This is a genomic window from Desulfobacter curvatus DSM 3379, from assembly GCF_000373985.1.
GTDB classification, from domain to species: Bacteria; Desulfobacterota; Desulfobacteria; order Desulfobacterales; family Desulfobacteraceae; genus Desulfobacter; species Desulfobacter curvatus.
In genome coordinates this window covers 1-25,817 of the sequence record NZ_KB893105.1, presented here as the reverse complement: position 1 = coordinate 25,817, position 25,817 = coordinate 1, and the positions used below count along the sequence as shown (strand labels likewise).

General features: G+C 46.0%; 25 protein-coding genes and 1 pseudogene. 20 read left to right on the top strand and 6 right to left on the bottom strand.

The features are described from left to right. Nucleotides 1-308 precede the first annotated feature (308 nt). Entirely contained in the window at nt 309-824 is a 516-nt protein-coding gene (locus tag B147_RS0123410) for a permease (protein ID WP_020589632.1), read from the top strand. Nucleotides 825-1,244: 420 nt separating this feature from the next. Here the strand turns inward: B147_RS0123410 and B147_RS0123405 are convergent, their stop codons facing one another. Next, entirely contained in the window at nt 1,245-2,102 is an 858-nt protein-coding gene (locus B147_RS0123405) for a DMT family transporter (RefSeq protein ID WP_020589631.1), read from the bottom strand. A gap of 91 nt (nt 2,103-2,193) precedes the next feature. Between B147_RS0123405 and B147_RS0123400 the strand changes: the two genes are divergently transcribed. The 4 genes from B147_RS0123400 (at nt 2,194) to B147_RS0123385 (ending at nt 6,928) form a co-directional block, all read left to right on the top strand. Continuing rightward, entirely contained in the window at nt 2,194-3,615 is a 1,422-nt protein-coding gene (locus tag B147_RS0123400; RefSeq protein ID WP_020589630.1) for an aminotransferase-like domain-containing protein, read from the top strand. Nucleotides 3,616-4,084: 469 nt separating this feature from the next. Beyond that, a complete protein-coding gene (locus B147_RS0123395; RefSeq protein WP_020589629.1) occupies nt 4,085-4,630 on the top strand; it encodes a flavodoxin family protein in 546 nt (181 codons plus the stop codon). Then, nucleotides 4,621-6,003, top strand: a complete 1,383-nt coding sequence (locus tag B147_RS0123390) for an MFS transporter (protein ID WP_020589628.1) — start codon at nt 4,621-4,623, stop codon at nt 6,001-6,003. The genes B147_RS0123395 and B147_RS0123390 overlap by 10 nt, the downstream gene beginning before the upstream one ends. Nucleotides 6,004-6,724: 721 nt before the next feature. Further along, on the top strand, nt 6,725-6,928 hold the full coding sequence (locus B147_RS0123385; RefSeq protein ID WP_020589627.1) for a cold-shock protein: 204 nt from the start codon (nt 6,725-6,727) through the stop codon (nt 6,926-6,928). Nucleotides 6,929-7,814: 886 nt separating this feature from the next. Here the strand turns inward: B147_RS0123385 and B147_RS0123375 are convergent. Beyond that, nucleotides 7,815-8,798, bottom strand: a complete 984-nt coding sequence (locus B147_RS0123375) for a radical SAM protein (RefSeq protein ID WP_020589625.1) — start codon at nt 8,796-8,798, stop codon at nt 7,815-7,817. A 182-nt stretch (nt 8,799-8,980) separates the two neighbouring features. On the opposite strand from B147_RS0123375, the gene B147_RS0123370 reads away from it, so the two are divergent. The 5 genes and pseudogenes from B147_RS0123370 to B147_RS31400 all read left to right on the top strand — a co-directional run bounded on the left by B147_RS0123370 (nt 8,981) and on the right by B147_RS31400 (nt 13,011). Then, complete coding sequence (locus B147_RS0123370; RefSeq protein ID WP_020589624.1) at nt 8,981-9,781, top strand: tRNA pseudouridine synthase A; 801 nt, start codon at nt 8,981-8,983, stop codon at nt 9,779-9,781. Between the two features lie 275 nt (nt 9,782-10,056). Beyond that, nucleotides 10,057-11,292 (top strand): hypothetical protein, encoded by a 1,236-nt coding sequence (locus B147_RS0123360; protein WP_245569088.1) that lies wholly within the window; start codon nt 10,057-10,059, stop codon nt 11,290-11,292. Nucleotides 11,293-11,465: 173 nt separating this feature from the next. Beyond that, nucleotides 11,466-12,494 (top strand): zinc-dependent alcohol dehydrogenase family protein, encoded by a 1,029-nt coding sequence (locus B147_RS0123355; protein WP_020589621.1) that lies wholly within the window; start codon nt 11,466-11,468, stop codon nt 12,492-12,494. 200 nt (nt 12,495-12,694) lie between these two features. Then, nucleotides 12,695-12,868 (top strand): annotated as a pseudogene (locus B147_RS33595) (tetratricopeptide repeat protein); the annotation flags it as partial. Then, nucleotides 12,844-13,011 carry a tetratricopeptide repeat protein gene (locus B147_RS31400; protein WP_083927974.1) on the top strand — a complete coding sequence of 56 codons (168 nt, stop codon included), beginning with the start codon at nt 12,844-12,846 and terminating at the stop codon, nt 13,009-13,011. The pseudogene B147_RS33595 and the gene B147_RS31400, both read left to right, overlap by 25 nt. A gap of 56 nt (nt 13,012-13,067) precedes the next feature. Here B147_RS31400 and B147_RS0123345 read toward each other — a convergent pair whose 3' ends face one another. Further along, the gene (locus tag B147_RS0123345; protein WP_020589619.1) at nt 13,068-13,472 is read right to left on the bottom strand and encodes a YbgC/FadM family acyl-CoA thioesterase; all 405 of its coding nucleotides are present in this window, start codon (nt 13,470-13,472) and stop codon (nt 13,068-13,070) included. 374 nt (nt 13,473-13,846) lie between these two features. On the opposite strand from B147_RS0123345, the gene B147_RS0123335 reads away from it, so the two are divergent. Further along, nucleotides 13,847-14,245: a hypothetical protein gene (locus B147_RS0123335; protein WP_020589617.1), complete on the top strand. Its 399-nt coding sequence runs from the start codon at nt 13,847-13,849 to the stop codon at nt 14,243-14,245. Nucleotides 14,246-14,325: 80 nt separating this feature from the next. Next, entirely contained in the window at nt 14,326-15,231 is a 906-nt protein-coding gene (locus B147_RS0123330; RefSeq protein WP_020589616.1) for a M23 family metallopeptidase, read from the top strand. A 193-nt stretch (nt 15,232-15,424) separates the two neighbouring features. Here B147_RS0123330 and B147_RS0123320 read toward each other — a convergent pair whose 3' ends face one another. Further along, entirely contained in the window at nt 15,425-16,339 is a 915-nt protein-coding gene (locus B147_RS0123320; protein ID WP_020589614.1) for a radical SAM protein, read from the bottom strand. Nucleotides 16,340-16,821: 482 nt separating this feature from the next. Between B147_RS0123320 and B147_RS0123315 the strand changes: the two genes are divergently transcribed. Next, the gene (locus B147_RS0123315; protein WP_020589613.1) at nt 16,822-17,652 is read left to right on the top strand and encodes an exonuclease/endonuclease/phosphatase family protein; all 831 of its coding nucleotides are present in this window, start codon (nt 16,822-16,824) and stop codon (nt 17,650-17,652) included. Between the two features lie 36 nt (nt 17,653-17,688). On the opposite strand, the gene B147_RS31975 is transcribed toward B147_RS0123315, so the two are convergent. Then, nucleotides 17,689-17,832 (bottom strand): hypothetical protein, encoded by a 144-nt coding sequence (locus B147_RS31975; RefSeq protein ID WP_020589612.1) that lies wholly within the window; start codon nt 17,830-17,832, stop codon nt 17,689-17,691. Between the two features lie 301 nt (nt 17,833-18,133). Here B147_RS31975 and B147_RS0123305 point away from each other — a divergent pair, with 301 nt between their 5' ends. From B147_RS0123305 to B147_RS0123270, 7 genes are all read left to right on the top strand, one after another. After that, a complete protein-coding gene (locus B147_RS0123305) occupies nt 18,134-18,916 on the top strand; it encodes a DUF3450 domain-containing protein (protein WP_020589611.1) in 783 nt (260 codons plus the stop codon). Beyond that, the gene (locus B147_RS0123300; protein ID WP_020589610.1) at nt 18,913-20,322 is read left to right on the top strand and encodes a MotA/TolQ/ExbB proton channel family protein; all 1,410 of its coding nucleotides are present in this window, start codon (nt 18,913-18,915) and stop codon (nt 20,320-20,322) included. Before B147_RS0123305 ends, B147_RS0123300 begins: the two co-directional genes overlap by 4 nt. After that, entirely contained in the window at nt 20,319-20,930 is a 612-nt protein-coding gene (locus tag B147_RS0123295) for a MotA/TolQ/ExbB proton channel family protein (RefSeq protein WP_020589609.1), read from the top strand. Before B147_RS0123300 ends, B147_RS0123295 begins: the two co-directional genes overlap by 4 nt. A 16-nt stretch (nt 20,931-20,946) precedes the next feature. Continuing rightward, nucleotides 20,947-21,369 (top strand): ExbD/TolR family protein, encoded by a 423-nt coding sequence (locus tag B147_RS0123290; protein ID WP_020589608.1) that lies wholly within the window; start codon nt 20,947-20,949, stop codon nt 21,367-21,369. Next, nucleotides 21,369-22,052 carry an energy transducer TonB gene (locus tag B147_RS0123285; protein ID WP_020589607.1) on the top strand — a complete coding sequence of 228 codons (684 nt, stop codon included), beginning with the start codon at nt 21,369-21,371 and terminating at the stop codon, nt 22,050-22,052. Before B147_RS0123290 ends, B147_RS0123285 begins: the two co-directional genes overlap by 1 nt. A 2-nt stretch (nt 22,053-22,054) precedes the next feature. Continuing rightward, nucleotides 22,055-23,251: a tetratricopeptide repeat protein gene (locus B147_RS0123280; RefSeq protein WP_020589606.1), complete on the top strand. Its 1,197-nt coding sequence runs from the start codon at nt 22,055-22,057 to the stop codon at nt 23,249-23,251. Between the two features lie 272 nt (nt 23,252-23,523). Then, nucleotides 23,524-24,636, top strand: coding sequence for a Glu/Leu/Phe/Val family dehydrogenase (locus B147_RS0123270; protein ID WP_020589604.1), 1,113 nt, complete (start codon nt 23,524-23,526; stop codon nt 24,634-24,636). 194 nt (nt 24,637-24,830) lie between these two features. Here the strand turns inward: B147_RS0123270 and B147_RS0123265 are convergent, their stop codons facing one another. Continuing rightward, entirely contained in the window at nt 24,831-25,301 is a 471-nt protein-coding gene (locus tag B147_RS0123265; protein WP_020589603.1) for a PilZ domain-containing protein, read from the bottom strand. Nucleotides 25,302-25,817 lie beyond the last annotated feature (516 nt).

The following is a 25,817-nucleotide window of genomic DNA, read 5'->3' as shown; positions in this document are numbered from 1 at the left end:
ATTATGGCGCTTTTATAGCTGGGCTGAAGCATGTGCCTTCAAATGGCTGAATCGCCGTGGAGGGAAGCGTAAAAGCTTCACCTTGAAGATTTTCACAAAAGCGATAGACCTTTTGGGTATTGCCAAACCAAAGATGAGAATTGTGAACAGGCAACATCGAGTATTCACATGAACAGATGTCTTATACGAAAGCGAGTATAACCGAGGAACCGGATGCGGGAAAACCGCACGTCCGGGTCTGTGCGGGGGGCGCTGGGTAACTGGCGTTCCTACCGCGAGAGATAACGATTAATAAAAATAAATTTTCTATGCAAAAAAATAAAAATACTATGATTATTCCAACGTTAATATTAGGGTTTATTGCTATTGGGTTACTTATTTTTGGGCACAAAAATGGTGTCCATATACAAGGTCTGAAAAACGGTTTTACTATGACAATCCAAATTCTGCCCTTGTTATTTTTTTCATTTATTATTGCTGGAATGATTCAGGTTTTAGTTTCTCCTGATGCGCTTTTAAAATGGATAGGACCAGAATCTGGAGTTAAAGGAATATTTTTAGGTACGATTACTGGGGCTATTACACCTGGCGGTCCTTTTGTTAGCTTGCCTATTGTAGCAGGATTTATTCATTCAGGTGCAGGAATAGGAACTACGGTTGCTTTCATTACTTCTTGGTCTCTTTGGGCTATAATGAGACTTCCTTTAGAAATTGGAATTTTAGGATGGGAATTTACCATTGTAAGGTTAGTATCAAGCGCAATACTTCCGATAATAGCAGGTTTTATTGCAAGATTCTTTTTTTCATGGGTCACTATTATATAAACTCATCTAACAAGGTTTTTGCAGCGGAGCGCAAAAAGCCGCGCCCGCTGCAAAAACGGCGTTAGAATCGCCAATTCTCAGAAGTTTTGAGGAATCGGAGAACCCACATCATGTCTATGAAAAAAACTCTATTTTTCAGAAAATCCCAATGAGCACTGGTGTTCCTATTGTTGGGAGGCTCAATCCAATTGCCTTAGATTTTTACCTGTAACTATCCTCAATCCATCACATTTACCAAACTATTAAAGCTAACTTGCAAAAACGAAACAAACTTGATGATTTTATTTTGACAATGAGCCTATCGGCGTTGCAAAAATACTTTTGAAAAAAATTAAAATTGAAAAACAGCTTTTGACAGCCACAGCATAGAATTTAAGTCCATTATCCTACAAATTAAACCTTCCCGAATTTACCAGACGTTTATTCTATCCGGTTTAGGAGAAAAACTCCGGAAAAGGCCAAAACTGTCCCCCATATACCGGCCGCAGTGATGGATTCGTTTAGAATCCCGGCCCCTAGGATCGTGGCAATCACCGGCGACACATAGAGCCAGCTGGAAGCGAATACAGGCCCGGCATCCCGGACCAGAACCAGGGCGGCGGTGTGGCCAAGAATAGAGCCTCCGATGACCAGGTAAAGAAAGGGCCATAACGCAGCAAATGGAAAACGCACCGTCTCTGTACCCAGAGCGATTCCCATGAGAATAATGCCACCGGCAAAGGCTTGGATGGCGCTGATTAGAACCGGGTTCTCATCAGCAGAAAAAAGAATGGGGTATAGGACATTCCCGGCTGCATAAAATAAAACAGTTCCGGCCGTGGCGATGAGGTATGCCGGCTCTGCCTCGGCTGCCGGAGATGCAATAAGAAAAGAACCGGCAGTGCCGAGAAAGAACGCTGCAAAATGGGCCAGAGAAAGCTTTTTCCCCAAAAACAGGACGGCAAAAAGAGCCGTCACCAGGGGGCCGGTAGCATCAAACCTGGCCATGAATCCTGAATCTACCCGGGTCTGGGCAATAAACATACATCCAAAGCTTCCGACGGTCATAAAAAAGGAAAAAAGAATTCCCCGACCGGTTAGAGGTCGGATCGTCGCCAAACTTGCCTTTTTTGACAAGAGAAGAACGATGAGGAGAAGCCCCCCAGCCGTGGTAAACCTCAGGGCAGCATAGAACAGGGGAGAAGCCCCGGCCTTCAATCCAAGGCTGATGGCAAGAAATGTACTCCCGAAAAGGGTGCACACCAGGATGAATAAACCGTATATTCTTTTAGTTCGCATAACTTACCTCCTGGGGCACAACGTAATATCAACTCCGATTTGGGTACAGATACAATTTGATCTTTTATTATGGATACAGTAGATTTTATTCATGAAAAAATACGAAGCTATTGTCCGTCGCATCCAGACCGACATCGAATCCGGCATCCTTAAAGAGGGAGAACGCTTGCTTTCCGTTAGGGAAGAAGCTGTTACCTCCACTGTTTCTATCAATACGGTACTGACCGCTTACAATATTCTTTTGGATGAAGGACTGATTCGGTCCCGGGAAAGGGGGGGATACTATGTCCGGGCAGGTGCGTCCGATCTGACCCAAGAGGGGATCGGTAAGGCAGCCCCCCGGTCTCAGAGACATGTCGCAGCGTCCAGAGAAACCGGTGAGCGTCTGGATCAGCTATACGAAAGACTTCTGTACATTGATGACAGCTTTGCATCAGCCGCCCCGGGCCTGGATCTTCTTCCCACGGCCCAGCTGCACGATATCACTGTAGGATTGAGCCGGTCATGGATGGAATACAACCATCCAGAGGGAGATTTCAGCCTCCGAAAACGAATCGCCGTAACCAGCCGGGAAACCGACGGACCCGCCGTTCCCAATGACATTGTGGTCACCAACGGGGCTACCGAGGCCCTGGCTATTGTACTCCGAACACTGCTCCGTCCGGATGACAAGGTTGCCCTGGAATCACCCACATATATGAATTTTTTCCGGCAGCTGGCCCCGCGGGGAGTCCAGTTGGTGGAAATTCCCATGGGACCGAACGGCATGGATCTGGACATATTGGAAGACGAGTTGCTGAATCGAAACATCCGAATGATCATTGCCCAGCCCAATGTTCAGAATCCCACAGGAGTAACCATGAACGAAGACGCAAAAGAAAAATTGGTTGCCCTAGCCCAGAAACACGACACTTTTCTTTTACAGGACGATGTGTATGGAGATCTTTACTTTGGCCCTTTCCGACCCCGGAATTTGACCTTCTATTCGGATGATCCAAGGATCATTCTGATCTCCTCCTGTTCCAAGACCATATCTCCGGGACTCAGGGTGGGTTGGATCAGGTCTCATCACTATGCCGGAATCTTTACCGAGGAAAAACTGCGGTCATCCATGGATACCTGCCGAGTTGCCCAGGCTATTTTAGGAACATTTATCGGGACCACTGCTCATCGCCGTCATACCCGAACCCTTAGAGAGGGGTTGAAGACCCGCATTGACGAACATATCCAACGATTATCTGAAATTCTCCCCCTGGGAAGCAGTGTCAGGCGCCCCAGCGGTGGCTGCCTCATCTGGATCACCCTTCCTCCTCATATCAACGCGACAAAGGTGTTTGAACACTCTGCTGGTAGAGGCTTGATCGCAGCACCGGGAGATCTTTTTTCAGCAAGCCGGTTTTTTAATCCCTGTATTCGCCTGAATGCTGGAAGAAAGCTGACCAAGGACCGTTCCAACGCCCTTGCCATTCTTGGGGAATCAATACAGATAGAAGGCGGTCATTTAGAAAGATAGTTCAAAATATCTATGCTTGAACGCTGTAACGCTTGTTATTCGTGGTGTTGGCTACTTCTGTTATTCCTGCCTGATTTAAAACTTGGCGAAGTGAACCTGAATACCATCATTGCTCGGTATTGTTTTTCTCAGTAGGTTCAATCAAACTTTCTATTTGCATCCAGTGCTTGGTTGCTATTGGAATATGTCCTGTCTTCATTTTTTATGGGCTAATGAATTCAAATGAGTATCAGCCGAGACACTGAAGCCGTTCGATTGAAATAATTTCTGGGCAGCTTTCTGAATACTATACAGTTTCAACTTTTTTTTGCTCTATTTTTTTTATATGCGGTCTGCCCTGCTGTTATACTATTTAAAAAAACAAACTGAGCAGTATGATTTTTTTATTGACGAATCATAATAAGACCGGTACGTTAAAAATAAACATACTCTATGGTATGACTATTACCAAAAAGATAAGGAGAAAAAAATGAATACACTGGTCGTTTACGATTCTTTCAGCGGAAACACGGAAAAGGTCGCCCAAAGGATATATGAGACATCAGCCGAATCATTGCCCTCGCAAATCGTCAAGGTAAACAATGATACCGATATCGATTTGTCGGCCCATGATCTCGTTTTTATCGGCTCGGCGGTTATCAACTGGCTACCCACCAAAACTATGACGGCATTTGTCCAACGCACGATGAAAACAGCCAACAAACAAAAACGGATTAAACCCGCGGCCCCAATTATTCCCGGCAAGTTTGCTGTTTGTTTCGCAACCTTCGGCGGACCGCATATCGGTGTTGGCGAGGCAAAACCCATGACTCTCTGGCTGCGTTCTGCCTTGGAACACTTGGGTTTTATCGTGTTGGACGAATGGCATGTGCCTGGTCAATTTTCCAACCGTCCAGAACTCAACCAACATGGCCGACTGGGAAATATCGAAGGCAGGCCGGATGGGCATGATCTTCATGATATCGAAAACCGGGTTCGTGGGGCACTCGCGTCATTGTCGGCGTGGTGGGAATAGCCGGTGATGCTCACCATCTGGGCAATGTGCTACAGCAAGTGGTGGGTCAAACCGCCACTCCATGCAATCTTAAAGCAAAACATAATAAATGGAAGAAAGGCTCTTTTAAAATCATGAATATTGAACCATCATCGGAAACAAAACAGACATCCGGGTTTATTCAAACATTTAAGTCGCTCTCTGATCCGAATTTTCGTACACTTTGGCTGGGTATGTTTTTCACTGTAGCTTCCATGCAAATTAATGTGGTCACTCGATCCTGGATAGCTTATGATCTTTCCGGATCGGCCTTGATGCTGGGAGTCGTGGCTATTGCTCGTGGCCTGCCTCAGATAATTCTTTCCCCTATCGGAGGCGTCATCGCAGATCGTTTTGATAAACGAAAGGTCCTGATGATTGCTCAATCAATACTGCTTGTACTGGCGTTGTTCAATGCCATTCTCGTACATACAAATCTTATCCAGATATGGCATCTGGTTGTGATAGGTATATTTCAAGGAGCGGTATTTCCTTTTACTATGCCGACTCGGCAGGCGCTTATACCGCTACTGGTGGGTAAGGATAATCTACCCAATGCTCTGGCGATGGACTCTGCTGGTCGTAATTTAAATCGGGTGCTGGCGCCATCAATGGCGGGCGTGCTTATTACCTGGTGTCCAACTATAGCTTTTTATACAGTAGCAGCTTTTTACTTGATATCAATATTGACCATGACGAAACTTCCCTCGGTAAAGGCCACTGTCGACTCCACCCAGAACCCCATGCAGCAAATGCTATATGGATTTAGCTACATTATAGAAAACCGACGTTTGCTTATTTTTATTGGTATGGGTTTTCTGGCTGTTACGTTGGGTATGCCTTACCAGCAAATGCTGGCGTTTTTTCAGGATGATGTACTCCATGCCGGACCGGAGGTGCTGGGTTTTATGTATACGGCGGTGGGAGTCGGCGCATTGTTTGGGTCTCTTTTCGTTGTTTACCGGTCAGGTGATCCCAGACGTCAGGGTTATCAATTAATTGCTGGTGTTTGTTTCGGAGCACTGCTTATTCCCTTTGCACTTTCAGGCAATCTTGTATTCTCATTGACGTGTCTGGTGCTGATTGGTTTTAGCAATGAGGTTTTTATGACGGTTAACCACATGATGGTAATTTTAAATACCGACGAGCATTTGTATGGCCGGGTTATGGGTACTTATGGCATGACGTTGTCTTTGATGCCCATAGCGACACTACCGATGGGCTATTTTGTTGATAAGATCGGAGGTTCGACCATAGCCGGAGCCGGCTTCTTGTTGGCAGTAACCGTTTTGATACTTTCTTCTATTCGTATTCAAGGTGCGAACTCAGGGGGCGTATTGAAATATGTGCCCTGAGTTGGGTTTCATTAAAAGTTTGGTGCAAATTTTGAGAAAACTTTTAATTTTATTATATTTTGTTTGGATTTATGCTTCCTGATACGATTAATTAATCGTCTTTTTTGAGGATGCTTTCAGTAATCAAAACGCCATACTATTATTTTTAAGCAAGAGCCTTGCCCGGAAAGGAGATGACTACTTTTGAAGTGTGCCAGCAGGACCTTAGATCAAAAAACGAGCCCTCCTTTTTCCAGTGGAGATTCAATGTCTATGACCCTTGATGAAAACTGGAATTCAAAGGGGTTATATTTCTGCAAAATCCTTAGCGTATATCTACGCGCGAATATGGGTGGCACCCTCACACCCAAAGGGAAGTTTTTTTTATGAACGTTTTTTGAGACTCAATATAAAGGTATGTCATATTTCTAAAACAAGAGCACCGAGCCTTGCTTTTGCCATTTTTCACCTTTTTGAAATCATTGGGAGCGATTGATCATACCATCATTGCGCAGTTTGCTTTCTCTATTAATCTGCTTTCGGTAGATGCCGGCAGAAGCTATTTATTTTGCAATAATAATTTAATTCCCTTGACATACTCAACCTTTCCTGTATGCTTTGTACTCATTGCACTACTTTGAAGTGCTTGAGTTTCTTCCTTAGATATTTTCCCAGAGAAATCAGTGATTATTCTTTAAGATCGAGACGATTTATTTTTATTCTTACTTAGGAGAACGCCTACATGGCAAACGGTATCGTAAAATGGTTTAACGAGTCAAAAGGTTTTGGATTTATTGAACATGCAGGTGGTGGCAAAGATGTATTTGTCCATCATTCAGGCATCAATGCAGTTGGTTTTAAAACTCTCAATGAAGGTGATCAAGTATCATTCGACATTGAACAGGGCCCCAAAGGCCCGTCAGCTGCAAATGTGACCGTGATTTAAATACCATTTTATCCCAGTGACATTATAGCCCCTGAGTAGCTCTTTACTCAGGGGCTTTTTTGTTTTCATAAATAAAGTCGATAAATTGAATAACAAAAGCGATGCTTATTCATGATCGCTATGAGCCCGAACTCTAAAACAACAATCTATTGGGGGGTGTCCTTTTCCAGTGTTCCTATAATCAAGCGCCAGCCTAAGGGTTGGGGATGGAATAAAAAGAAAGGCAGAGCTTGTCCGCAAGCCCTGCCCAGCCAATCAATGCAATAAGAATTTACCGTATCAGATGATGCCCTTCTGGGATTTTTTTTCCTGTTTTTCTTTGCGTTTTTCTTTCAGCGTTTTTTCAGGTTTTTTCTTTTGGGTTTTCTGGGTGTCTCTGGATTTGGACATTTCGGTTCTCCTATTATGTGGTAACTCTCCCCATGGATGGGTTCAACGTCAACACTGCTAAACAGTATCACTTCCTGCCACTAAATTCCAAGCAGAAAATGAACCCCATACACATTGTCTATATTCGGCCGTGACGACAGGGGAATGTTGTGCTGTTCCATTCGAGTTTAAGTCCCCGCTCCTATACGAAATTTGCGTTCTGAATTGAAAATATACGACAACTATTGAAAAAATAGACACCAAAGATAAAAGAAGCTCAAAATGGCTGGCTGACAAAAACATGCTGCGGACAAATCACAAAGGTTTGCGTTAAAATCACCAATTTTAAGGAATTGAAAACCCCGCTATTTGTCTATTATCTGTCACTCCAATTAACGTTCAATAAGGAGATGACTTTTTGTGGTATTGATGCTGTTTGCTTTGGCAACTGCAGTCATACTCAGGGAAGGGAGCATGGTTTTCCGGCAAGTCATCCATAAAGAGACGGTGAGATTATTTATACCGAATAAAATCCTGTTGGCTGAAGTTCATTAAGATATAGTTTGTTTTTAACCAGGTGGGTTCGAATGTCAGTGCAAAGATCACATTTTGATATGTAGGATTCCCTTGATGGTTTAAATCCGGCATCCACAGCTGTTTCATGCAGTCCGGTAATTCCTTTTTCCAGCAATGTTCCGATAACCGGATATTTATCAGTGGTGAGACTGTTTCCCAGGGCATTCATTTTCAGGGAAATGCCTGAACAGAGACCGGGAATATAATTTCCATACAGATCAATATGAAAATGTGATGTATCCAGAAGATGGCCTGAGCAGGAGTTTTTGTTTTCATTCAATATGGTTTCAATTGATTTTTTGTCATGCATCGGACGAAACGTGTCCAGTGCTCTTCCTCCCGGATGAATCCAGTACCGGCGTTGAATACCGGCCAGGTATGAAGGGCCGAAATGCTCCATCAGTTCTTCAAACCGGTGGCATCTGCTTTTGTCAAAATTTTCAATATCGCTGAAAAACGTGTCCATCCAGGGAAAGATCCGTATCCCTGTTTTTGAACAGGCTGCCATAACGTTTTCAACTTTTGAAAATGGAATGCTCTCAAGGTGAAAAGGACTGATGGATATGAGCAAGGTATTCAGCCCATTTGATTTCAATCGTTCCAGCAGTCTACAGGCAGATTGTTCATCTTTATACCAGGATGAATTGGTTTCAACATATTCGATCCGTACGCCTGTTTGAACAGCACATTCTATAACGCTTTCAAGGCCTGCTGGGTTAAGAAATGGTTCTCCGCCTCCAATATGAACAGATGCCGCCCCGAATTCCCTGATTTTTTCAAAACACAGCAGGGATGTTTTTTTATCCATATAGTCTGCAGGTCTGCCCGGACCACAGTTATACAGACAGTGGCGGCATTTTGACGTGCAGTGATAATTGGTAATCAGGCCTCCGGAAATCAGAGTGTTGATTTTATATTGTTTCACAGGTTACCTTTCGCTGGTGGTCAGGAATGCGTTTTGCCGTTTAAAAGTCCATGGTATAAAAGTACCAGATGTCATCACGGAAATCTATTTATTATGGGTGACAATCCCACTGGGGATAAATGGAATTCAACGTCATATATCCTGTGGTATTATGATGCTGTTTCAGTTAAGATTATTTTCCTATGGCACAGGAAAAATCATACCATTACCTGATTCATATCCAGTATCTGGGTTTCCGGTACCATGGCTGGCAAAAGCAGTCAGGTGTAAAAACCATTGAAGCCATGATTGAGAAGACGCTTGGCTTTGTCCTTGAAAAGTCCGGGGAAAAATCCGGGTTCAGGATTTTGGGCACCAGCCGGACCGATTCAAAAGTCTCTGCTAATCAGTCAGCATTCATGCTTTTTGTCCGTGATGCACTGGATATGGAAGCACTGCAGTCAAAATTAAATATAAACCTGCCCAATGATATCCGTGTGACAGGCGTAGAAGAAAAATCCAGAACCTTTAATATTATCCGTTCTCCCAAAGTAAAAGAATATCTTTACCTGTTTGCATTTGGATGCAAAAGCCATCCGTTCTGTGCGGCCATGATGCATACGGTTCCGGAAGATCTTGATATTGAATTGATGAAACAGGGCGCCAGGCTGTTTGAAGGGTGGCATCATTTGGGTTCATACTGCACCAAACCCGGCCCGAAAACCTGCCTTGAACGAGACATCCGTGTCTGCCGGATTGAAGAGAACACTGAATTCCAGGCCAGTTTTTTTCCGGAAAAAAGCTGGTTGCTCAGGATTCAGGCATCTGGTTTTTTAAGATACCAGGTCCGTTTAATCATGGGCCAGTTGTTTAAACTCGGGAAAAAAGATATCGATCTAAACCGCATTAAACAATCCCTTTCAGGCAGTCAGGCCTTGCCGTTGAAAGAAATTGCGCCCGGGTCAGGCCTGATTTTAAATAAAATAATATTTCAGACAGATTGATTATCCGTGAACTCCGGGGGACATGATACTTAATTCTAACCCCAAAAGGCACAAGATAAACCGGTTATTTTCATTATTTTTTAGGAAAACAGGAACCCACATTATGTATGATTCCATGCCGAAACGCTTCTCAATAGAGGTGTTGACTTCTTTTGTTATCGAATGCTGCTCTCAAATAATCTTGAGCCGGCCTGCATACCATTAACTAACGCTTGGTCAGCTATGTAAATTGGGTTATTCTTACTTTTCGGATGTTACCCGTTAGATAAGTGGACATGAATGATAAACGGGAACTACAGATCAACTTGTTAAAACTGGAGAATAGCGTGTCAATGGCAACACCGAGAGAGATTATAATACCTCATCGTAAAATTCCATTAGAAGTTCCCAAAGGCGTTTCACCTACGGAATTTTTTAACAGTTCATGCAATTTGAGGCATTTGGCCCGAGAGAACGGTCTATTAAGGACACCGGAAGGTTTTTTGCTTTTTCGAAAAGCCATTGGGCACTCAAATCTCTTCGACACTTCCATTATTTTTGACACCTCAGAAAAGGTGCTGAATCCCATGGGTAGGCCAGTCCGTAGGGATGAACTGACATCGGAGGAAAATTTAGTTTTTAGTAGAATGACACGGGTAATTCTTGAATATATGCTCGAAAAATATCCTGATCCGAAAGAGCACTTGGTTTTTTGTGGAGAAGCCAGTCTTGACGCTACATGGCCTTTGAATAGAATGGGGGTACCCAGTATCAGAATGATCCATAACCATTTTATGGTGTTTGAAAACGAGATAATCAGTCAGGCCTCACTGGCAGATGAAAATAACTCTGATTTGACGGATAGTGGGCATAATGGTTTGTTTTTAAAATATTTAAGTGAAGTCTATCTAAAATTTTTTGATGTTCTCGACTTGGAGGTGTTGAAGCCCATCCCTCCGATTGAGTGCCGACTCAAATTAACCGGTTATCCACAGGGGCTTCCCTCATGGGAGGTGAACGGTGGTCTTGGCGCATTGTCCTCCGGGCGATTCTGGCATGAATACGATCTTGTTCTTAAAGGTTTTTTAGACTTTTACCGCACTTTTTTTACGTTGGTGTCATCAGGGAGTACCAGAGTTCAAAAAGGTGCAACATTTCCAGATCAGATTGAGGATATTCTATTGTTCAGCGATCAATTCCACCAAGCAGCCCGGATGATCAGATTGCAAGTGATTGATGATCCAATGTTTGCTAATGAAATTCGGTGGCAACCAGCCTATAAACAACTTTTATATCGAGATGATGTTGGTAGACTTATCGTTACTATTAGTCAAAATTCTGTAGGAAATGCCATTACTGAGCTTCTGGGGCTTGTCGTGCGTCGAGTGCCCGATGCCAAAACTTATTCACAAGCTGAGCCTGCACTTGTGAAGCAGCTTTTAGAGGTACGGGATCGTTTGGTGGATTATAATCTTGGAAATCCGCTTTCCGCACCAAGCTGGCCTCACGGTGTGTTTGTCCCTTGTGTCTAATATTGAAGTTACCCAATTTTAAGTGTTTCAAGTTCAACTGTTAAAAATGACATCGAACAGCCAAGTGTTCGGCTATCTTTTTGCTCAAGCCGACCACTTGAGAATACATGTAATATTCAAATTTTATTTTTAGTGCGTTAAATTTTAACAAATATGCAATTGAGAATTTCATTATGAAAGCAATGGTCCTGAAAAAACTTGGTATTTTTACTGAAAACCAGACTCCTCTGGATTTGGTTGATCTACCCGTTCCTGTTCCGGGAAATGACGAAATTTTGGTTAAGGTATCTGTCTGCGGGGTCTGCCATACTGAACTGGATGAAATTGAAGGCAGAGCTGTACCACCGGTTCTGCCTGTTATTTTGGGACACCAGGTGGTGGGACAGGTTGAAATGGCCGGTAAAAATGTTAAAGGTTTTCGACTTGGTGACCGGGTTGGGGTTGCATGGATTTATTCAGCCTGCCGGACATGTGAATTCTGTTTGGCCGGTAATGAGAACCTGTGTAAGGATTTCAAGGCCACAGGGAAGGATGCCAATGGCGGATATGCAGAATATATGGTCATTCCAGAGCACTTTGCAGTCCCTATTCCGGATGGGCTTAAGGATACAGAGACTGCCCCGCTTTTATGTGCAGGTGCAATCGGGTACCGCTCTTTGAGATTAACAGAGCTCAAGAATGGGCAGAATCTCGGGCTGACCGGGTTTGGTGCTTCGGGTCATCTGGTATTAAAGCTGGTCGGATTTAATTATCCTGATGCAAAGGTATTTGTTTTTGCTAGAAATCCTGTAGAGAGAGAATTTGCAAAAGAGCTTGGGGCTGTCTGGGCCGGAGATACGGCAGAATCGCCACCGGATCTGCTGGACTCTGTTATTGACACCACACCTGTCTGGAAAACGGTTGTTGAGGCAATGAAAAATCTTAAACCTGGCGGACGGCTGGTCATCAATGCCATCAGGAAAGAAGAGATGGACAAGGATTACCTCTTAAAATTGGATTATCCAGTTCATCTTTGGATGGAAAAAGAAATCAAGAGCGTTGCCAATATCTGCCGTAAAGATGTAGTAGAATTTTTGACCTTGGCTGAGCGGTTTGGAATCCGGCCAGAGGTTGAGGAATTTCCACTTGAAGAGGCTAATCAGGCCCTGGCAGCCCTGAAAAAGGGAGCTATCAGGGGAGCAAAGGTCCTGAAAATAGGCTGAAACAGCATTAGTGAGACTATTATAGCTATTTTTCGAATGCTATTGTAGCGGAGGGAAAAATAATGTCAGTTCTAAAAACATGTTCATTCGTCCAGATTATTTACGAAGGGAAGAGAGAGTCAAATTAATGGAAAAATTAAAGAAGCAATCTCTTACTTAGGAGTTCCGTAGAAGTTGAAGCCTCTCCAGGTGCTTACAATAATAGAGGTATGTTGTATGTAGAACTCGGGGATTTTGAAAAGGCACTCTCTGATTATAACAATGCCATAAAATTAGCCCCGAACAATGCTGAATCATTTACTAATAGAAGCGAAGTCTGGACCGTATTAAAGCAATATGACAAAGCCTTATCAGATATGAAGGATATATCCTAAGAGGGAAATTACATATCGTGCTTAAGAAATATAAAGAAGCGAAAGAAGATTTTAATGAAGCTATTCGTTTATTCCCCAATTCTCAGATAGCTCATCAATTACTAAGGGCAAGTGAAAAATATCTTTCTCAAGCCGATGAATAGGCCCCGCCTGGGGTGATTTTCACCACCCCACCTCCGACCCCAATCAACGATGGCGTTTATTCTTCAAACACCGGAATCCGGTTCACCGTCTCCAGCACCTCAGCTTCGAGCTTGAGGGCTTTTCCTTTAAAGTCAGACACAACAAAAGTGATATCGGCATCTGCACAGACCTGCCCGGTTGTCAGGTTGATCACCTGCTGGCGGACCATGGCGCTTTTATTTCCGATTTTTTTCATCCCTGACCGGATTCGGATCAGATCGTTAACCCTTGCCTGGCTTTTATATGAGATATTGATGTTGACCACAAAGAATAAAAATCCCTTTTTCATAAACGACTCAAGGTCCGTGTACTCTTCAAGAAGCTGCCATCTGGCTTCTTCAAGGAATTCAAGATACCGGGCATTATTTACATGCTGATACAGATCTGTATGGTATCCTCTGATCTTAATTTCTGTCTCCATTTCAGTTCCTTTTTGATTTATCTTCCGCCATGAACGGCTTGGTATTTTTCTATCAGGTTTTTTCCGCAAATGGTAGATTAAGGCAGATAGCCGGTGCATTGGAAAGTCCGTGGTCTTTGAGACTGGACATCATGGATTTAAACTCAAACCGATTGCAGCTTTTTCCCACATATAGTTGATATGAATTTTGAAATCCAGAAACAACATTGACAAGATCTGTCACGTTTTTTAAAATAATAGACACTACCTATGACCGACCCTGTGTGATAATTGATTTTAATCAGTACCTCATCGTTTGGAAATTGCATTTTGTAATTCTCACCTATTTTTGAAGTTCTTTACACTAAACTTAATTTTCAAAAGGAGGTGAACATATGGATAGAAATGATTTTTTGGCAGCGTTTATGGCAGCTGAAAGTGAAATTAATCTTATCCTTGAAGATTTAACAAAGCAGTTGCATAAAAAAATGGATGAATTATTTCAGGAGCCCGACGAGAGGTGGGTTGAGCGAATTTTAGCCTTTTCATTTAATAAAATTCCGACCCAAGAAGTTCAATCCATTGAAGACAGACATCTTACAATTGCGAAACAAGCAAAGAAGTTGATGTATTTACATGGGTTACATGCAAAAGTACAATTAGAACAGATCGGTGACAGTAAAAAGAGGCGATGTCCGGGGCAGATGATTTACCAGGTAAAAAATTCTCCTAAAAACAGCAAATATTTGGAATTAATTTTAAAGAATAACCCAAACCCGTCTTCCGGCAGATAACGCATATCTGCCAAAACAAATGATTAGCTGAAATGAACCGGATTTAAATTTTTAGAACCGTTGAAATAGGAACTCTCTCATTGCGTATTCGATCCTGCGCTGCTGTATTATTTACATTCCTTATCATAACTGCCGTCAGTTTGGCGGCAACCACTGTTGACGGCAAAGGTGCTATGGTCCTTGCCCATCCAAAGCAGGCGGGCGCGGGCCAGCCTTTTCTTGTTCGGCTGACATCAGTCCGGGCCTTTGACAAGGTTTTTATCCGTTGGATGGATCGGGAGTTTGTGCCGTCAGTTTCCCAGTGGAACGGACATCATGTGGCCATTGCCATGTTGGGTACGGATGTTCTTACCATTAAGCCGGGGCGCCAAAAACTTCTGGTCAGGGCTTGGGCCGGAGGTAACGAGACCGTATGGCAACGGTCAGTAAGTATTATTGGCCGAACATATCCCCGTCAGGAGTTGAATTTGCCGTCAAAGATGGTGACGCCTCCCACTGTTGAACTTAAACGAATAAAATCCGAAAGGGCGCGTACCCGGAAGGCCAAAAATACCTGGTCAGACCAGAGGTTATGGCGACTCCCATTTCACCGGCCGGTGGAGGGAAAATTGACCAGTGTTTATGGCCTGCAACGTGTGCTGAACGGTAAACCCAAAGATCCCCACCGGGGACTGGATTTCAGGGCACCTGTAGGAACCGCCGTGGAATCGGTGGCGGACGGCAGGGTCATTTTGGCTGAATCTCACTATTATGCCGGCAATTCTATGTATATAGACCATGGCAACGGTGTCATTTCCCTTTACTTTCACCTGAGTAAATTCGACGTTTTTCCAGGGGATGTTGTAAAACGGGGACAAATTATCGGTCGATCCGGTTGTACGGGCCGGGCCACGGGGCCTCACCTGCATCTGTCCATATCCATACAGGGCCGGTTGGTAGATCCGGTGCCGTTGTTTGATGATACAATTGATCAATTGCTTCGGTGAGACACATTATCCGGCAGACAGAATGACAAAGAGATGGTCTTTGATACCGCTGTCGAGAAGGGTTGCCCCTTTGCCTGCCATACCCACGGAACCGCCCATTGTGCCGCCATAACCCCCGAGCGTTTGTTCGGGGAATTGAGGGAAGGGGACTAAGATCAGGCCCCGATCCCCTTTGATCAACGTTTACAAATACCTACAACGCTGCAAATCGGGTGATCCCCGCGTCTTTTGCCTCTTGGACCGCTTTGTTGAACTCATCTTCAGAGACCGACCTTTCCAATCCTTTCACATGGTGTGCCGTTCCACAGGGTCGATATTGATCCATGATATTCACATAGGTGTTTTTTGAGACATGGTTGGCAATAAATGACATCACCTCCCCGGTCCCGGCAATTCCGGAAGGCATAACCAAGTGTCTGAGCAGCAAGCCCCGCGTGGCAATACCGTTTTTATCAACTTGCAGGTCTCCAACCTGTCGATGCATTTCGGCAACGGCTTTTGCGGCTACTTCGGGATAATCCGGCGCATTGCAGGTCTGTTCGGCAATCGCCGGATCCCAGAATTTAAAATCCGGCATGTAAATATCAATGACCCCCTCCAGCAGTTCCAACGTCTCTACCTTGTCGTATCCGCTGGAGTTGTATACCAGGGGGATTTTTAATCCCCCGTCAATGGCCATATCAAGGGCAGATAAAATCTGTGGCACCACATGGGTAGGGGTTACAAAATTAATGTTATGGCAACCGTTATTCTGTAAGATCAACATCATACCGGCCAGCTGCCCGAGTCCACACTCATCTCCGTTCCCTTCATGACTGATTTCGTAATTCTGGCAGAAATTACATTTCAGGTTGCAGTGGGAGAAAAAAATAGTGCCGGAACCAAACGCCCCGACCAACGGCGGTTCTTCTCCAAAATGGGGGTTAAAACTTGAAACAACCGCTTCTTCACCGGTGGAACACTCCCCCAACTCTCCGGAAAAACGGTCGACCTTACACGCTCTGGGACAAAGCTCACAGGATTTTAACAGATGTCGTGCTTCACTGATTTTATCCCGGAGCAGCCCTTTCTCTTTGGTTTCAATATAGGCGGGTTGAAAGGTTGCCATTTGTATGATCCTTTATCATTTATTATTCAGTATATTAAACTAAAAATCAGGGTCACTGTTTCCATGTTGAAACTCATCCTAACCTCGTCAGCAAAATAATGCAATTGGACTCAACTGCTTTTTGAAAACGGCTTTTTGAAGCAAAACGCAGAGACTGGAATCAGCCATGCCGGTACTGCGTCAAAAAACCGAAAGACAGTTGCTCAGGTTTTTTCGTGAATCATGCCCGATTTTTTTAGTTTGCTCCCAGGCAGTGTCTTTTATCCCAACGGCCATACCCCGCCATGGCCATATTTCAGGCTGTTGATCCTCTGTTCATCCTTTGCTATATATTGTTCGTAAGTGAGAAATTATTTATCTGTTGCTATAATCGTTGAACTGCACATTAGATTAAGAGACGTTCACAAAATACGCTCATACATAATGGCCGCGTTGTTGTGAAGGTCCGGTTCTGTTTTTGAAAACCAACAAAAGGAGGTTGCATGAGCCAATTTAAGCATAGTCTTGCCCGTATTGCCGTTTGGAATCTTGCGGGGCACAATCAGTTCAATCCCGCAGCAGGCATTGGTCCTAACACAAAACGCGCAAGACGGCAGGCTGAAGGACTGGCATTATTGGACGCAGAATTGGTAACGCTTGTTGAGGTCAGCCCACTCAGCCATATTGATCGGCTGGCGACACTCATCGCCGATAAGTATGGTGTTTCATATAATACAACTATTATACGGCAGCCGAACGGTAATATTCATATCGGTTTTCTGCATAAAGATGGGGTTGACTTGAGCAATCTCCAACTTATTCCCGGCTCCGAAGGAGACTATGAGAATGGTCGTCAGGCGGTACAGGCAGATATCAGGATCGGAAAATTCAAAGCGATACTGATCGGGGTGCACCTGAAATCGGGGCGGGAGCGTCCCGAGCAGCAACTGCGTGACAGTCAGTGTAAAATGATTGGCCGGCATATTGCCCAAATTCGGCAAACGCCAGGATTGACTCAGCGTACGATTCTGCTGGTGGGCGACTTCAATATGATCCCCGGCCAGGATGTCAGCAATTTCCATCATTTAGGTGGCGACGATATTATGGATTTTGTTTCTTGCTGGGATCTGCAAGATCGGTTTTCACATATTCTCAAAAAAGGCCGGGCAAACCTTTTGGACGGATTTGCAATCTCACGCACCTATTCCACCGACTATGTGCGCGGTAGCCTGCGGCTGTTTCCCATGCATTGGACCATGGGCATTGGGCGGGAGGCTTTCAAAAAAGAAGTTTCTGATCATTTACCGTTCGTTGCCGGCTTCAGGATATTTTAGAGTCGATTCAATCGAGTGGTTGCGCGCCATAATGCCCTAAGTTAAGAGGTATTGGAATTTAAAATTCATACCGGCATAAAATACCCTGCCTTTACCGCCATCACTGCTGTCACCAAATGTCTCCAACCGTTTGAGTTTTGCGTTGGTATTCTGCTTAGTCGTGCTGATTTTCCGTTCCATGGTTAGGGGTAACTCCTTTCCCGGGATGTAGCTATACTGAAGACGCCTTTGATATATTTAAAAAGTCATATACGACGAACAATTTGTTACATCAAGTTTATTATTTGTCTTGCTACCAGAAATAGCGTTTTAAAAAATAAATTAGTTTATTTAATATTTTTAGTTGCAGCTTAAAATTTTTTGATATATATAAATTTTCTCAAAGGGGACTGAACAGGCCGTCCGGCCCGTCCGTTGAAAAGTCGCCTTTGAAAATCAATGGGTTAATGTTTCAATTAAGGATAGCAAAGGAGATCAGGGATTGTATAGGTTCAATTGGATTATTTTTTTGCTTGTGTTGTTCGGTTTGTCTTTTTTCTCAGCAAATGCCGGGCATGCCGACGGAAAACCATTAAGTGCAACGATCAGGGAAGATCTCGGCCAGGTTATCAAGGTGGAAAAAGACGTTCAGAATATGAAGAAGGACTGGTCTGAGCGGTCAAAAAGCATAGCTGACCAGTTGCAGATCCTGGAAACCCGGGAATCTGAGCTGGAAAATCGTCTGGAAAAGATGGACCTGCGTTTGAAACTGGAACAGGCCCGACTGGATGAAAATATTCGGCGTGAAAAGGAAACCGACCGTGTGGAAGCGGAGCTGGAGGCTTTTCTGGATTCAGTGCTTCTACGTTTGGAATCGGCCATAGCTGAAGATCTCCCCTTCCTGGAAGATGAGCGCCAAGGCCGCCTGTCAGATTTGAAAATGATGATGGTGGACCCCCAAACTTCTTCTGCCGAGAAGTTCAGGCGCATATTTGAGGCTCTCCAGATTGAGGCGGAGTACGGCATCACCGTGGAAGTTACCCAGAGCACCGTGGAATTGGACCAGATTCCGGTTCTTGTGGACGTGATTCGAGTGGGCCGGGTCAGCCTTTTGTGCCAGACCATTGACCAGAAAAAAAGTGCGGTGTTTGACCCGGGTCAAAAGACCTGGCAGACGCTGCCCGAAAGCGTTAACCGTGATATTTCCAGGGCCGTGGCCATGGCCCGGCTGGAAAGAAGTATTGAACTTGTCAAACTCCCGTTGGGAAGGATTGCTTCACAATGAAATTTTTTTCGTATTTGATATCAAGATTGATTATTTTCATCATGGTTCCTGCTGTCCTTGCCGGGGTTGCCCAGGCCAGGGACCTGCGCCAGGCTGCTGTTGAAGCCAGGAAACAGCTCGAAGAATCCCAGAAAAAAGACCACATCGTGAGATCACAAATCCAGGCAGATAAGAGCCGGATGTCCCAGGAACTTAGCCGGTTAAAGGCCAGGGTTGTTGCACTTGAAGCCGAGGTGAATGGGAAAATCCGGCAAGTGGATGCCCTGGCCCAGGAAAATGCCGAGCTGGATGCAAAGACAGCAGTCCGCCAGACCCGGCTCAATGAACTTTCCGGTGCCGTCAGGGTGGCGGCAGGCAATCTGAATGCCCTGCTGGCAGAATCCGCCTATACGGCCCGGGAACCAGAACGCTTAAACCGGCTGTCTCCTGTTTTGGATTCCGGCCGTTTCCCGGGGCTTGATGATATGGCTGCTCTGGCAGATCTGTTTTTGGAGGAGATGCGACTGACCGGCGGTATTGATATCCGGATCATGCCTTTTATTTCAGATGCCGGGGAAACGGTTGAAGGCAAGGTTTTGAGTCTGGGCGGGTTTACCTGGGCCTATGAAAAGGATGGAAAGGCCGGTTTTCTTGAATATTCCCAGGATACAAAAAAACTTTATGCGCTGTCCGCGCTGCCTGCCAGGGGCATTCAGAAAAATCTGTCCGGTTATTTGAACGGCAATACAGATGATGTATACATTGATATCTCCCGGGGCGGGGCACTGAAACAGATCACCCATCAGCAGACCCTGAAAGACCAGATTGAAAAAGGCGGTGTTCTGGTTTGGCCCATCCTGGCTCTTGGCGTGTTCGCCATTGTCATCGGCATTGAACGCACCATGTTTCTAGGCCGGGTCCACGCCAAGACCGACAAGGTTATGGGCCGGGTAAATGATCTGGCGGCCCAGGGAGCCTGGGATGACTGCCAAAAGATTGTGGGTAAGAAAAAGGTGCCGGTGTACAATGTGCTTCGCGCAGGTCTTAACGCCAGAAAGGAGAACCGGGAAACTTTGGAAAGCGTGCTCCAGGAGTCGATTTTGAAAGAATTGCCCAGGCTTGAGCGGTTTTTGCCCATGCTCAATATCATGGGGGCCATTTCTCCGCTTCTCGGCCTTTTAGGCACGGTGACGGGCATGATCTCAACCTTTCATGTCATCACCCTTTACGGTACAGGTGATCCCCGGATGATGTCCGGCGGCATTTCCACCGCCCTTGTGACGACCATGCTGGGTCTGGCCGTGGCGATCCCCATCATGCTTTTGTATACGTTTTTGTGCCGCCGTGTGTCACATGTGATCGGGGATATGGAAGAAAAAGCCGTGGCCTTGACCAACATTGTATTCAGGGGAGGGCGTCCGGCATGAATTCCGATATGATCGGAAATATTCTGGCTTACCTGGGCCAGGGCGGTATCGTCATGATTCCTTTGATTTTGTGTTCCTTTGCCATGTGGGCCCTGATTCTGGACCGGATGTTCTTCTTTTCCCGCCTGGAGCGAAAAGATATCGCCCTTCATGCATTGGTCAGGATTCTGGACAGGGACCCGGCTTCCAAGTGTCTGGTTCCGTCTGAAGCCAAAGGCCCCCGGGCCCATCTGGCCCGCCATGTGCTGTCTCACCGTACCAAGGACTGCAAAGTGAACAAACGGATTGTGGACCAGTGCTGCATGGCCATGGTGCCCGGGCTTGAGCGGTATCTTGCCTCCATTGCCGTTTTTGCGGCCGTGGCACCTTTGTTCGGTCTTTTGGGCACCGTTACCGGCATGATTACCACCTTTGATGTGATCACCCTGTTTGGTACGGGCAACGCCAAGGCCATGGCAGGCGGTATCTCCGAGGCTCTTGTGACCACCCAGAGCGGCCTTGTGGTCGCCATTCCGGGCTTTTTCATGAGTGCGTTGCTGTTCCGGCGTTCCCATGCCGCTAAAAATCGTCTGGAAGAAGCGGCTATTATTCTTAAAAGGAGGCTCTGAAAAAGGAGACAGGGAAATGATTAATGTAAGAAATTCGTTGCGCATGAAAAGCAATGAGATGGATATCAACATGAGTCCCCTCATTGATCTTGTTTTTCTGCTGCTGATTTTTTTTATGGTAACCACAAGTTTTGTCCGGGAGACAGGCATTGATGTACAACGGCCCTCGGCCTCATCCGCCACATTGACAAAAAACGGCAATATCCTTGTGGCTGTGTCCCGGGACGGCACCATCCATTTTGACGGGCAAAAGATTGATGTCCGAAGCGTCAGGGCCCATATTACCCGGGCGTTGGCCCAGAACCCCGAAGGGGCTGTGGTGATTGTGGCCGATAAGGTCAGTTACACAGGCAAGGTGATCCAGGTGATGGACCAGTGCCGGCTGGCCGGTGCCAAACGGGTGAGCATTGCCGCCACCAGGTCGGGAGAGTCCGGTTAATGAAACTGCCATATCAACGGTCATATCTGGTTCAAGGTGTTTTAGGGGCCATGATCATCAACCTGGCCCTGTTCGGGCTTTTGCCGGGCCTGATTCACATGGAAATCCGTCCCGGGGACCTGGAAAGCCTGAATGTGGTGACCTTTACACGTTTCAAGCCCAGGCCGCTCCAGCCGGAGCCCGAGAAAAAAGAGGAAGTTAAGGAAGAAAAACCTCCGGAAGAGATTCATAAAATTGTTCACCATGAGCAATTAAACGTACCCAAACAGCAGTTGAAGATGGAAATGCCCAACCTGGATCTGAATATTGATCCAAGGCTTGCCAGTGATATTCATATCGTTTCGTCGGCAAAGCCTGGGCCGACCGGCACCGGACCTGATTTTAATGCCGCCATGGACCTGGATGCCGTGGATACCATTCCTGTGCCCCGGTTTAAAGCCGCCCCCCGGTATCCTTACCGCGCCAAGCGCATGGGCCGGGAGGGAACCGTTAAGATTCGTTTTCTGGTGGATAAAGAGGGGCATGTGTCGGACATCAAAATTTTGGAAGCAAAACCCCCGGGATTTTTTGAAGAGGCGGTTCTGGATGCCGTGTCTACATGGAAATACGCACCTGGTGAGCTTATGGGCAGAAAGGTGAAAACTTTGGTCACCACCTCGGTGGTATTTAAACTGGAGAACTAACAATGAGACGATATTCTTTTTTAACATGTCTGCTGATTGTGCTTGCATCTGTTTCCCTGGCCTGGGCCCAGACCGCTTCCAAAGGATCTTGCCCGGATGAAAAGACGTTGACCCAAAACGCCAGGATGGCCCTGGTGGAAGCCCAGAAACTTATGACAGAAAAAAAGCCGGCCCAGGCTGAAAAGATCTTGACCGGATTCCTTCAAAAGCATCCGGATGAAAACCATGCCTTTGTCGTATATACCCTGGCCGCTTGTTATCTGGACTTAAATAAATTTAAGTCTGCCCTGGAACAGTATGAAAAAACAATTGATTTCTGTCCGGCCTATGCGCCGGCCTGGCAGAATCTGGGCAAGATCTGTTTTGATTTAAAGAAATACACCCGGGCGGGTACGGCCCTGGAAAAGGCCTGGGAGCTGACCGGCCGTAAGAACCATCTGTTGCGGTTCCATGCCGCTGTGGCATATATATCAGCCAAAAAACAACGAAAAGCGCTGCCCATACTGACAGATCTGTGCTCGGGAAAGACCGGCCCTCCTGAAGAGAAATGGGTGAAACTATTGGTTCAGACCGCCGTGGAAGTGAAGCAACCTAAAGCGGCCCTGAGAACCGTGGAGCGGCTTTTGAATAGATCGAATCCTGATGCCTATCTGTTTCGCCTGGCATCGGTCCTCTATCTGGAGTCGGCCAATTACCGCAAAGCGGCTCAGAATCTGGAAGCCTACAGCCTTGTTGCAACATTGTCCAGGCAAGAGCGAAAACTGCTGGCAGACCTTTACGTCAATTTGGGCATCCCGTCCCGGGCCGCCCCAAATTATGCAGCACTCGTGGCTGCCAATCCCTGTGCCAGACTCTGGGAGCGGACTGCGGCCTGCTGGTTTGAAGCCTGTGATTATGACCACGCGCTTGAGGCCGCGCAAAAAGGTCTGGTCGCCTATCCAAAATCCCCTCGCCTCTGGCGGATTAAAGGCTGGGTGCATTATGAAAACAAAGACTACAGCCTGGCTTCCCAGGCCTTTGGCAAGGCAAGCGGCTTGGATCACAAGGATATAAATTCCCTGTTTTTACATGGCCTTTGCGCCTGCCGGGCCGGGGATATAAATTCAGCTAAAAAAGCCCTTGAAAAAGTGGCCTGCCACGATCGTTATAAAGCCCGGGCTCTGGGGCTTATCCACGAAATGGAGGAAGAAAATATCTGACCCCCGTATAACAGCCATGGGTTGATTTGATTTTCACCGTCATTCAGCCGGTTTCAGTAAATCGGGTTCGATTTTTTATTTTGGTTTTTTCAAGGTTGTTTTTTGTTCCCAAGGATGATTTGGCATCGAAGCCCCAATATGTCGGTCTTCATGGCCTGCTGATCCTGTTTTTGGTCCTTGATAATCTTTTTGTTCTTTGTTATCATTTACTTATAGTAAGGGTAGTGCCTGTCCTTTTAATATTATCCCATCACAAAGGAGGCAAGACTACTATGAAAGATATCTTTGCATTAGGTGACAGTTTAGGGCCGGCCAAGGTTATTCATATCTATCAGCCGCACCTTGGCCTTAAAGGGGTGCTCGTAGTAGACAATGTCGCCATCGGCACCTCCATCGGCGGATTGCGCATGGCGACGGATGTAAGCACCCTCGAATGTGCCCGTCTCGCCAGGGCCATGACCTTGAAAAACGCGATGGCAGGACTTCCCCATGGCGGGGGAAAGTCCGTACTTTGCGCTGACCCGCAAATGGATCCGAAAAAAAAGGAATTGTTGATTCGCGCCTTTGCCCATGCGCTGCGTAATGAGACAGATTATATTTTTGGTCCGGACATGGGTACCAACGAGGAATGCATGGCTTGGATCAAGGATGAAATCGGCCGTTCCGTGGGATTGCCCCTTGAGTTGGGCGGTATTCCCCTGGACGTGATCGGTGCTACCGGGTTCGGTGTTTACCAGGCCATCGAAGTCGCGATGGAATACTGCAACTTTGCCCTTTCCGGTGCGCGTCTTGTGGTACAGGGCTTTGGCGCGGTGGGCAGCCATGCCGCCCGTTTTCTCTCACAAAAGGGCGTTATTTTGGTGGGGGTGGGCGATTCCAAGGCAACCATTCACGACCCGAACGGTATTGATGTGGAGGAACTGATCCGGATCAAGGCGGGTGGCGGCTCGGTGTTGGACTATCCACGGGGTAAGAAACTTGAGCGCGAGGCGTTAATTGACCTGGATTGTGACATTTGGCTGCCTGCCGCCCGGCCCGACATCCTGCATAAGGACAACATCCATCGCCTAAAGGCCAAGCTGGTTGCCCAAGGGGCCAATATACCGCTGACCCATGAAGCAGAGCAGTATCTCCATGCCAATGGGGTGCTCAATCTGCCCGATTTTGTCGCTAATGCCGGCGGCGTCATCTGTGCTGCGGTGGAATATCGCGGAGGTTCCCAGGCAACAGCCATGGAAGAGATCCGCGATAAAATCAGCACTAATACCCGCACTATGCTGGAGGAGGCCAAACGAAAGAACATCCTCCCCAGGGACGCCGCGCTGCATTTGGCCCAGCGCAGGGTCATGAAGGCGATGGCGTTGAAGCGTTGGGGGATTTTTTAAAAATTTATATGAAGGTCACAATAAGTTGTCGAATTACTTTTATTGTTTGTTGTGGGCTGAGCCTGGGTGCCGATAAACCAGGTCAGCCCATGGCTGTTTTATAAGAAAGTCCCCATAAGATACTGAAATACTTTCTTACTTTGTTGTGGGCTGCACCTCGGTGTTGATATGTCAGGTCGGCCCATGGCCGTTATTCAGAAATGAAACAAAAAATATTTCCCCAGATCGTCCAAATGTTCGGTGTCCACAAACTCGCAGCCAAAGCTGTATTCGGAAAAAGCTTTTCGGATCCTTATAGGCCTATGAACCTCGGAGCGGGTCGGATTGTCCAGAGCGAACACGACCTCAGCCGTGTTGCCCACTTTGAGTAATGCCTTCTCCTGGGTTGTAAACCGGATGCCGTTGCGGGAGATGTCTATGACCATACCGGGGTACTTCTTTTTGTTCTGGATGAGAATCCCTTTAAAACGGACTTCCTTTCGGAAGACCTGCCGTCTTTCTAATATCACGCTGGAACTATGTCCGCACTTGCATGTGTATTTCAACCTGACCCGGGCTTTGTGCTTGACGAATTTGGACACGTCCTTGGTGTAGGACTGTCCGCATGATTCACAGGCAATGGTGGCCGTTAGTTCCTGAGTTACGAATACTTTTGGTACCGTCATTTTCTATTATTTCACTAAGTTGTTTGTATCATTCTCCGTTTAGGCCCAATAGGACTTGCAATGGATGGCAAAACTATAAGACAGGATAACCGGTTTTTCAAGAACCAAAAGGCTTCCGGCGATATTTTTGGGGACATTCCTGAGCCCAATATATGATATCCGGTTGTATTCTGGACTTATGGCGTTTTTTATAACAGCCATGGGCTGACCCTGACATATCAGCTGCCAGGCATAGCCCACAACGAAGCTTGAAAGATCTGAGTAACTTACCCAGACTTTCTTTATAAGAAAGTCTCATTTAGTTGTTGAATTACTTTCTTGTTTGGTTGTGGGCTGAGCCTGGGTGCTGATAGACCAGGTCAGCCCATGGCTGTTTATATGAAACACTCCCCTCAAAAAAGGGAATAGCGTTCCATTGGTTGTATGGCTTTTTGTTCCACAACACTTTTATTACCGTTACAAATTGAAGGTATCAAATCAATAAAGCTATCTCTTTCGGATAACAATTCAAGCACA

Bases quoted from the DNA above. Each gene is read 5' to 3' on its own strand.
- B147_RS0123410 (WP_020589632.1), top strand. From the start codon at position 309: ATGCAAAAAAATAAAAATACTATGATTATTCCAACGTTAATATTAGGG.
- B147_RS0123405 (WP_020589631.1), bottom strand. From the start codon at position 2,102: ATGCGAACTAAAAGAATATACGGTTTATTCATCCTGGTGTGCACCCTT.
- B147_RS0123400 (WP_020589630.1), top strand. From the start codon at position 2,194: ATGAAAAAATACGAAGCTATTGTCCGTCGCATCCAGACCGACATCGAA.
- B147_RS0123395 (WP_020589629.1), top strand. From the start codon at position 4,085: ATGAATACACTGGTCGTTTACGATTCTTTCAGCGGAAACACGGAAAAG.
- B147_RS0123385 (WP_020589627.1), top strand. From the start codon at position 6,725: ATGGCAAACGGTATCGTAAAATGGTTTAACGAGTCAAAAGGTTTTGGA.
- B147_RS0123370 (WP_020589624.1), top strand. From the start codon at position 8,981: ATGGCACAGGAAAAATCATACCATTACCTGATTCATATCCAGTATCTG.
- B147_RS0123360 (WP_245569088.1), top strand. From the start codon at position 10,057: ATGAATGATAAACGGGAACTACAGATCAACTTGTTAAAACTGGAGAAT.
- B147_RS0123355 (WP_020589621.1), top strand. From the start codon at position 11,466: ATGAAAGCAATGGTCCTGAAAAAACTTGGTATTTTTACTGAAAACCAG.
- B147_RS0123345 (WP_020589619.1), bottom strand. From the start codon at position 13,472: ATGGAGACAGAAATTAAGATCAGAGGATACCATACAGATCTGTATCAG.
- B147_RS0123335 (WP_020589617.1), top strand. From the start codon at position 13,847: ATGGATAGAAATGATTTTTTGGCAGCGTTTATGGCAGCTGAAAGTGAA.
- B147_RS0123320 (WP_020589614.1), bottom strand. From the start codon at position 16,339: ATGGCAACCTTTCAACCCGCCTATATTGAAACCAAAGAGAAAGGGCTG.
- B147_RS0123315 (WP_020589613.1), top strand. From the start codon at position 16,822: ATGAGCCAATTTAAGCATAGTCTTGCCCGTATTGCCGTTTGGAATCTT.
- B147_RS31975 (WP_020589612.1), bottom strand. From the start codon at position 17,832: ATGGAACGGAAAATCAGCACGACTAAGCAGAATACCAACGCAAAACTC.
- B147_RS0123300 (WP_020589610.1), top strand. From the start codon at position 18,913: ATGAAATTTTTTTCGTATTTGATATCAAGATTGATTATTTTCATCATG.
- B147_RS0123295 (WP_020589609.1), top strand. From the start codon at position 20,319: ATGAATTCCGATATGATCGGAAATATTCTGGCTTACCTGGGCCAGGGC.
- B147_RS0123290 (WP_020589608.1), top strand. From the start codon at position 20,947: ATGATTAATGTAAGAAATTCGTTGCGCATGAAAAGCAATGAGATGGAT.
- B147_RS0123285 (WP_020589607.1), top strand. From the start codon at position 21,369: ATGAAACTGCCATATCAACGGTCATATCTGGTTCAAGGTGTTTTAGGG.
- B147_RS0123280 (WP_020589606.1), top strand. From the start codon at position 22,055: ATGAGACGATATTCTTTTTTAACATGTCTGCTGATTGTGCTTGCATCT.
- B147_RS0123270 (WP_020589604.1), top strand. From the start codon at position 23,524: ATGAAAGATATCTTTGCATTAGGTGACAGTTTAGGGCCGGCCAAGGTT.
- B147_RS0123265 (WP_020589603.1), bottom strand. From the start codon at position 25,301: ATGACGGTACCAAAAGTATTCGTAACTCAGGAACTAACGGCCACCATT.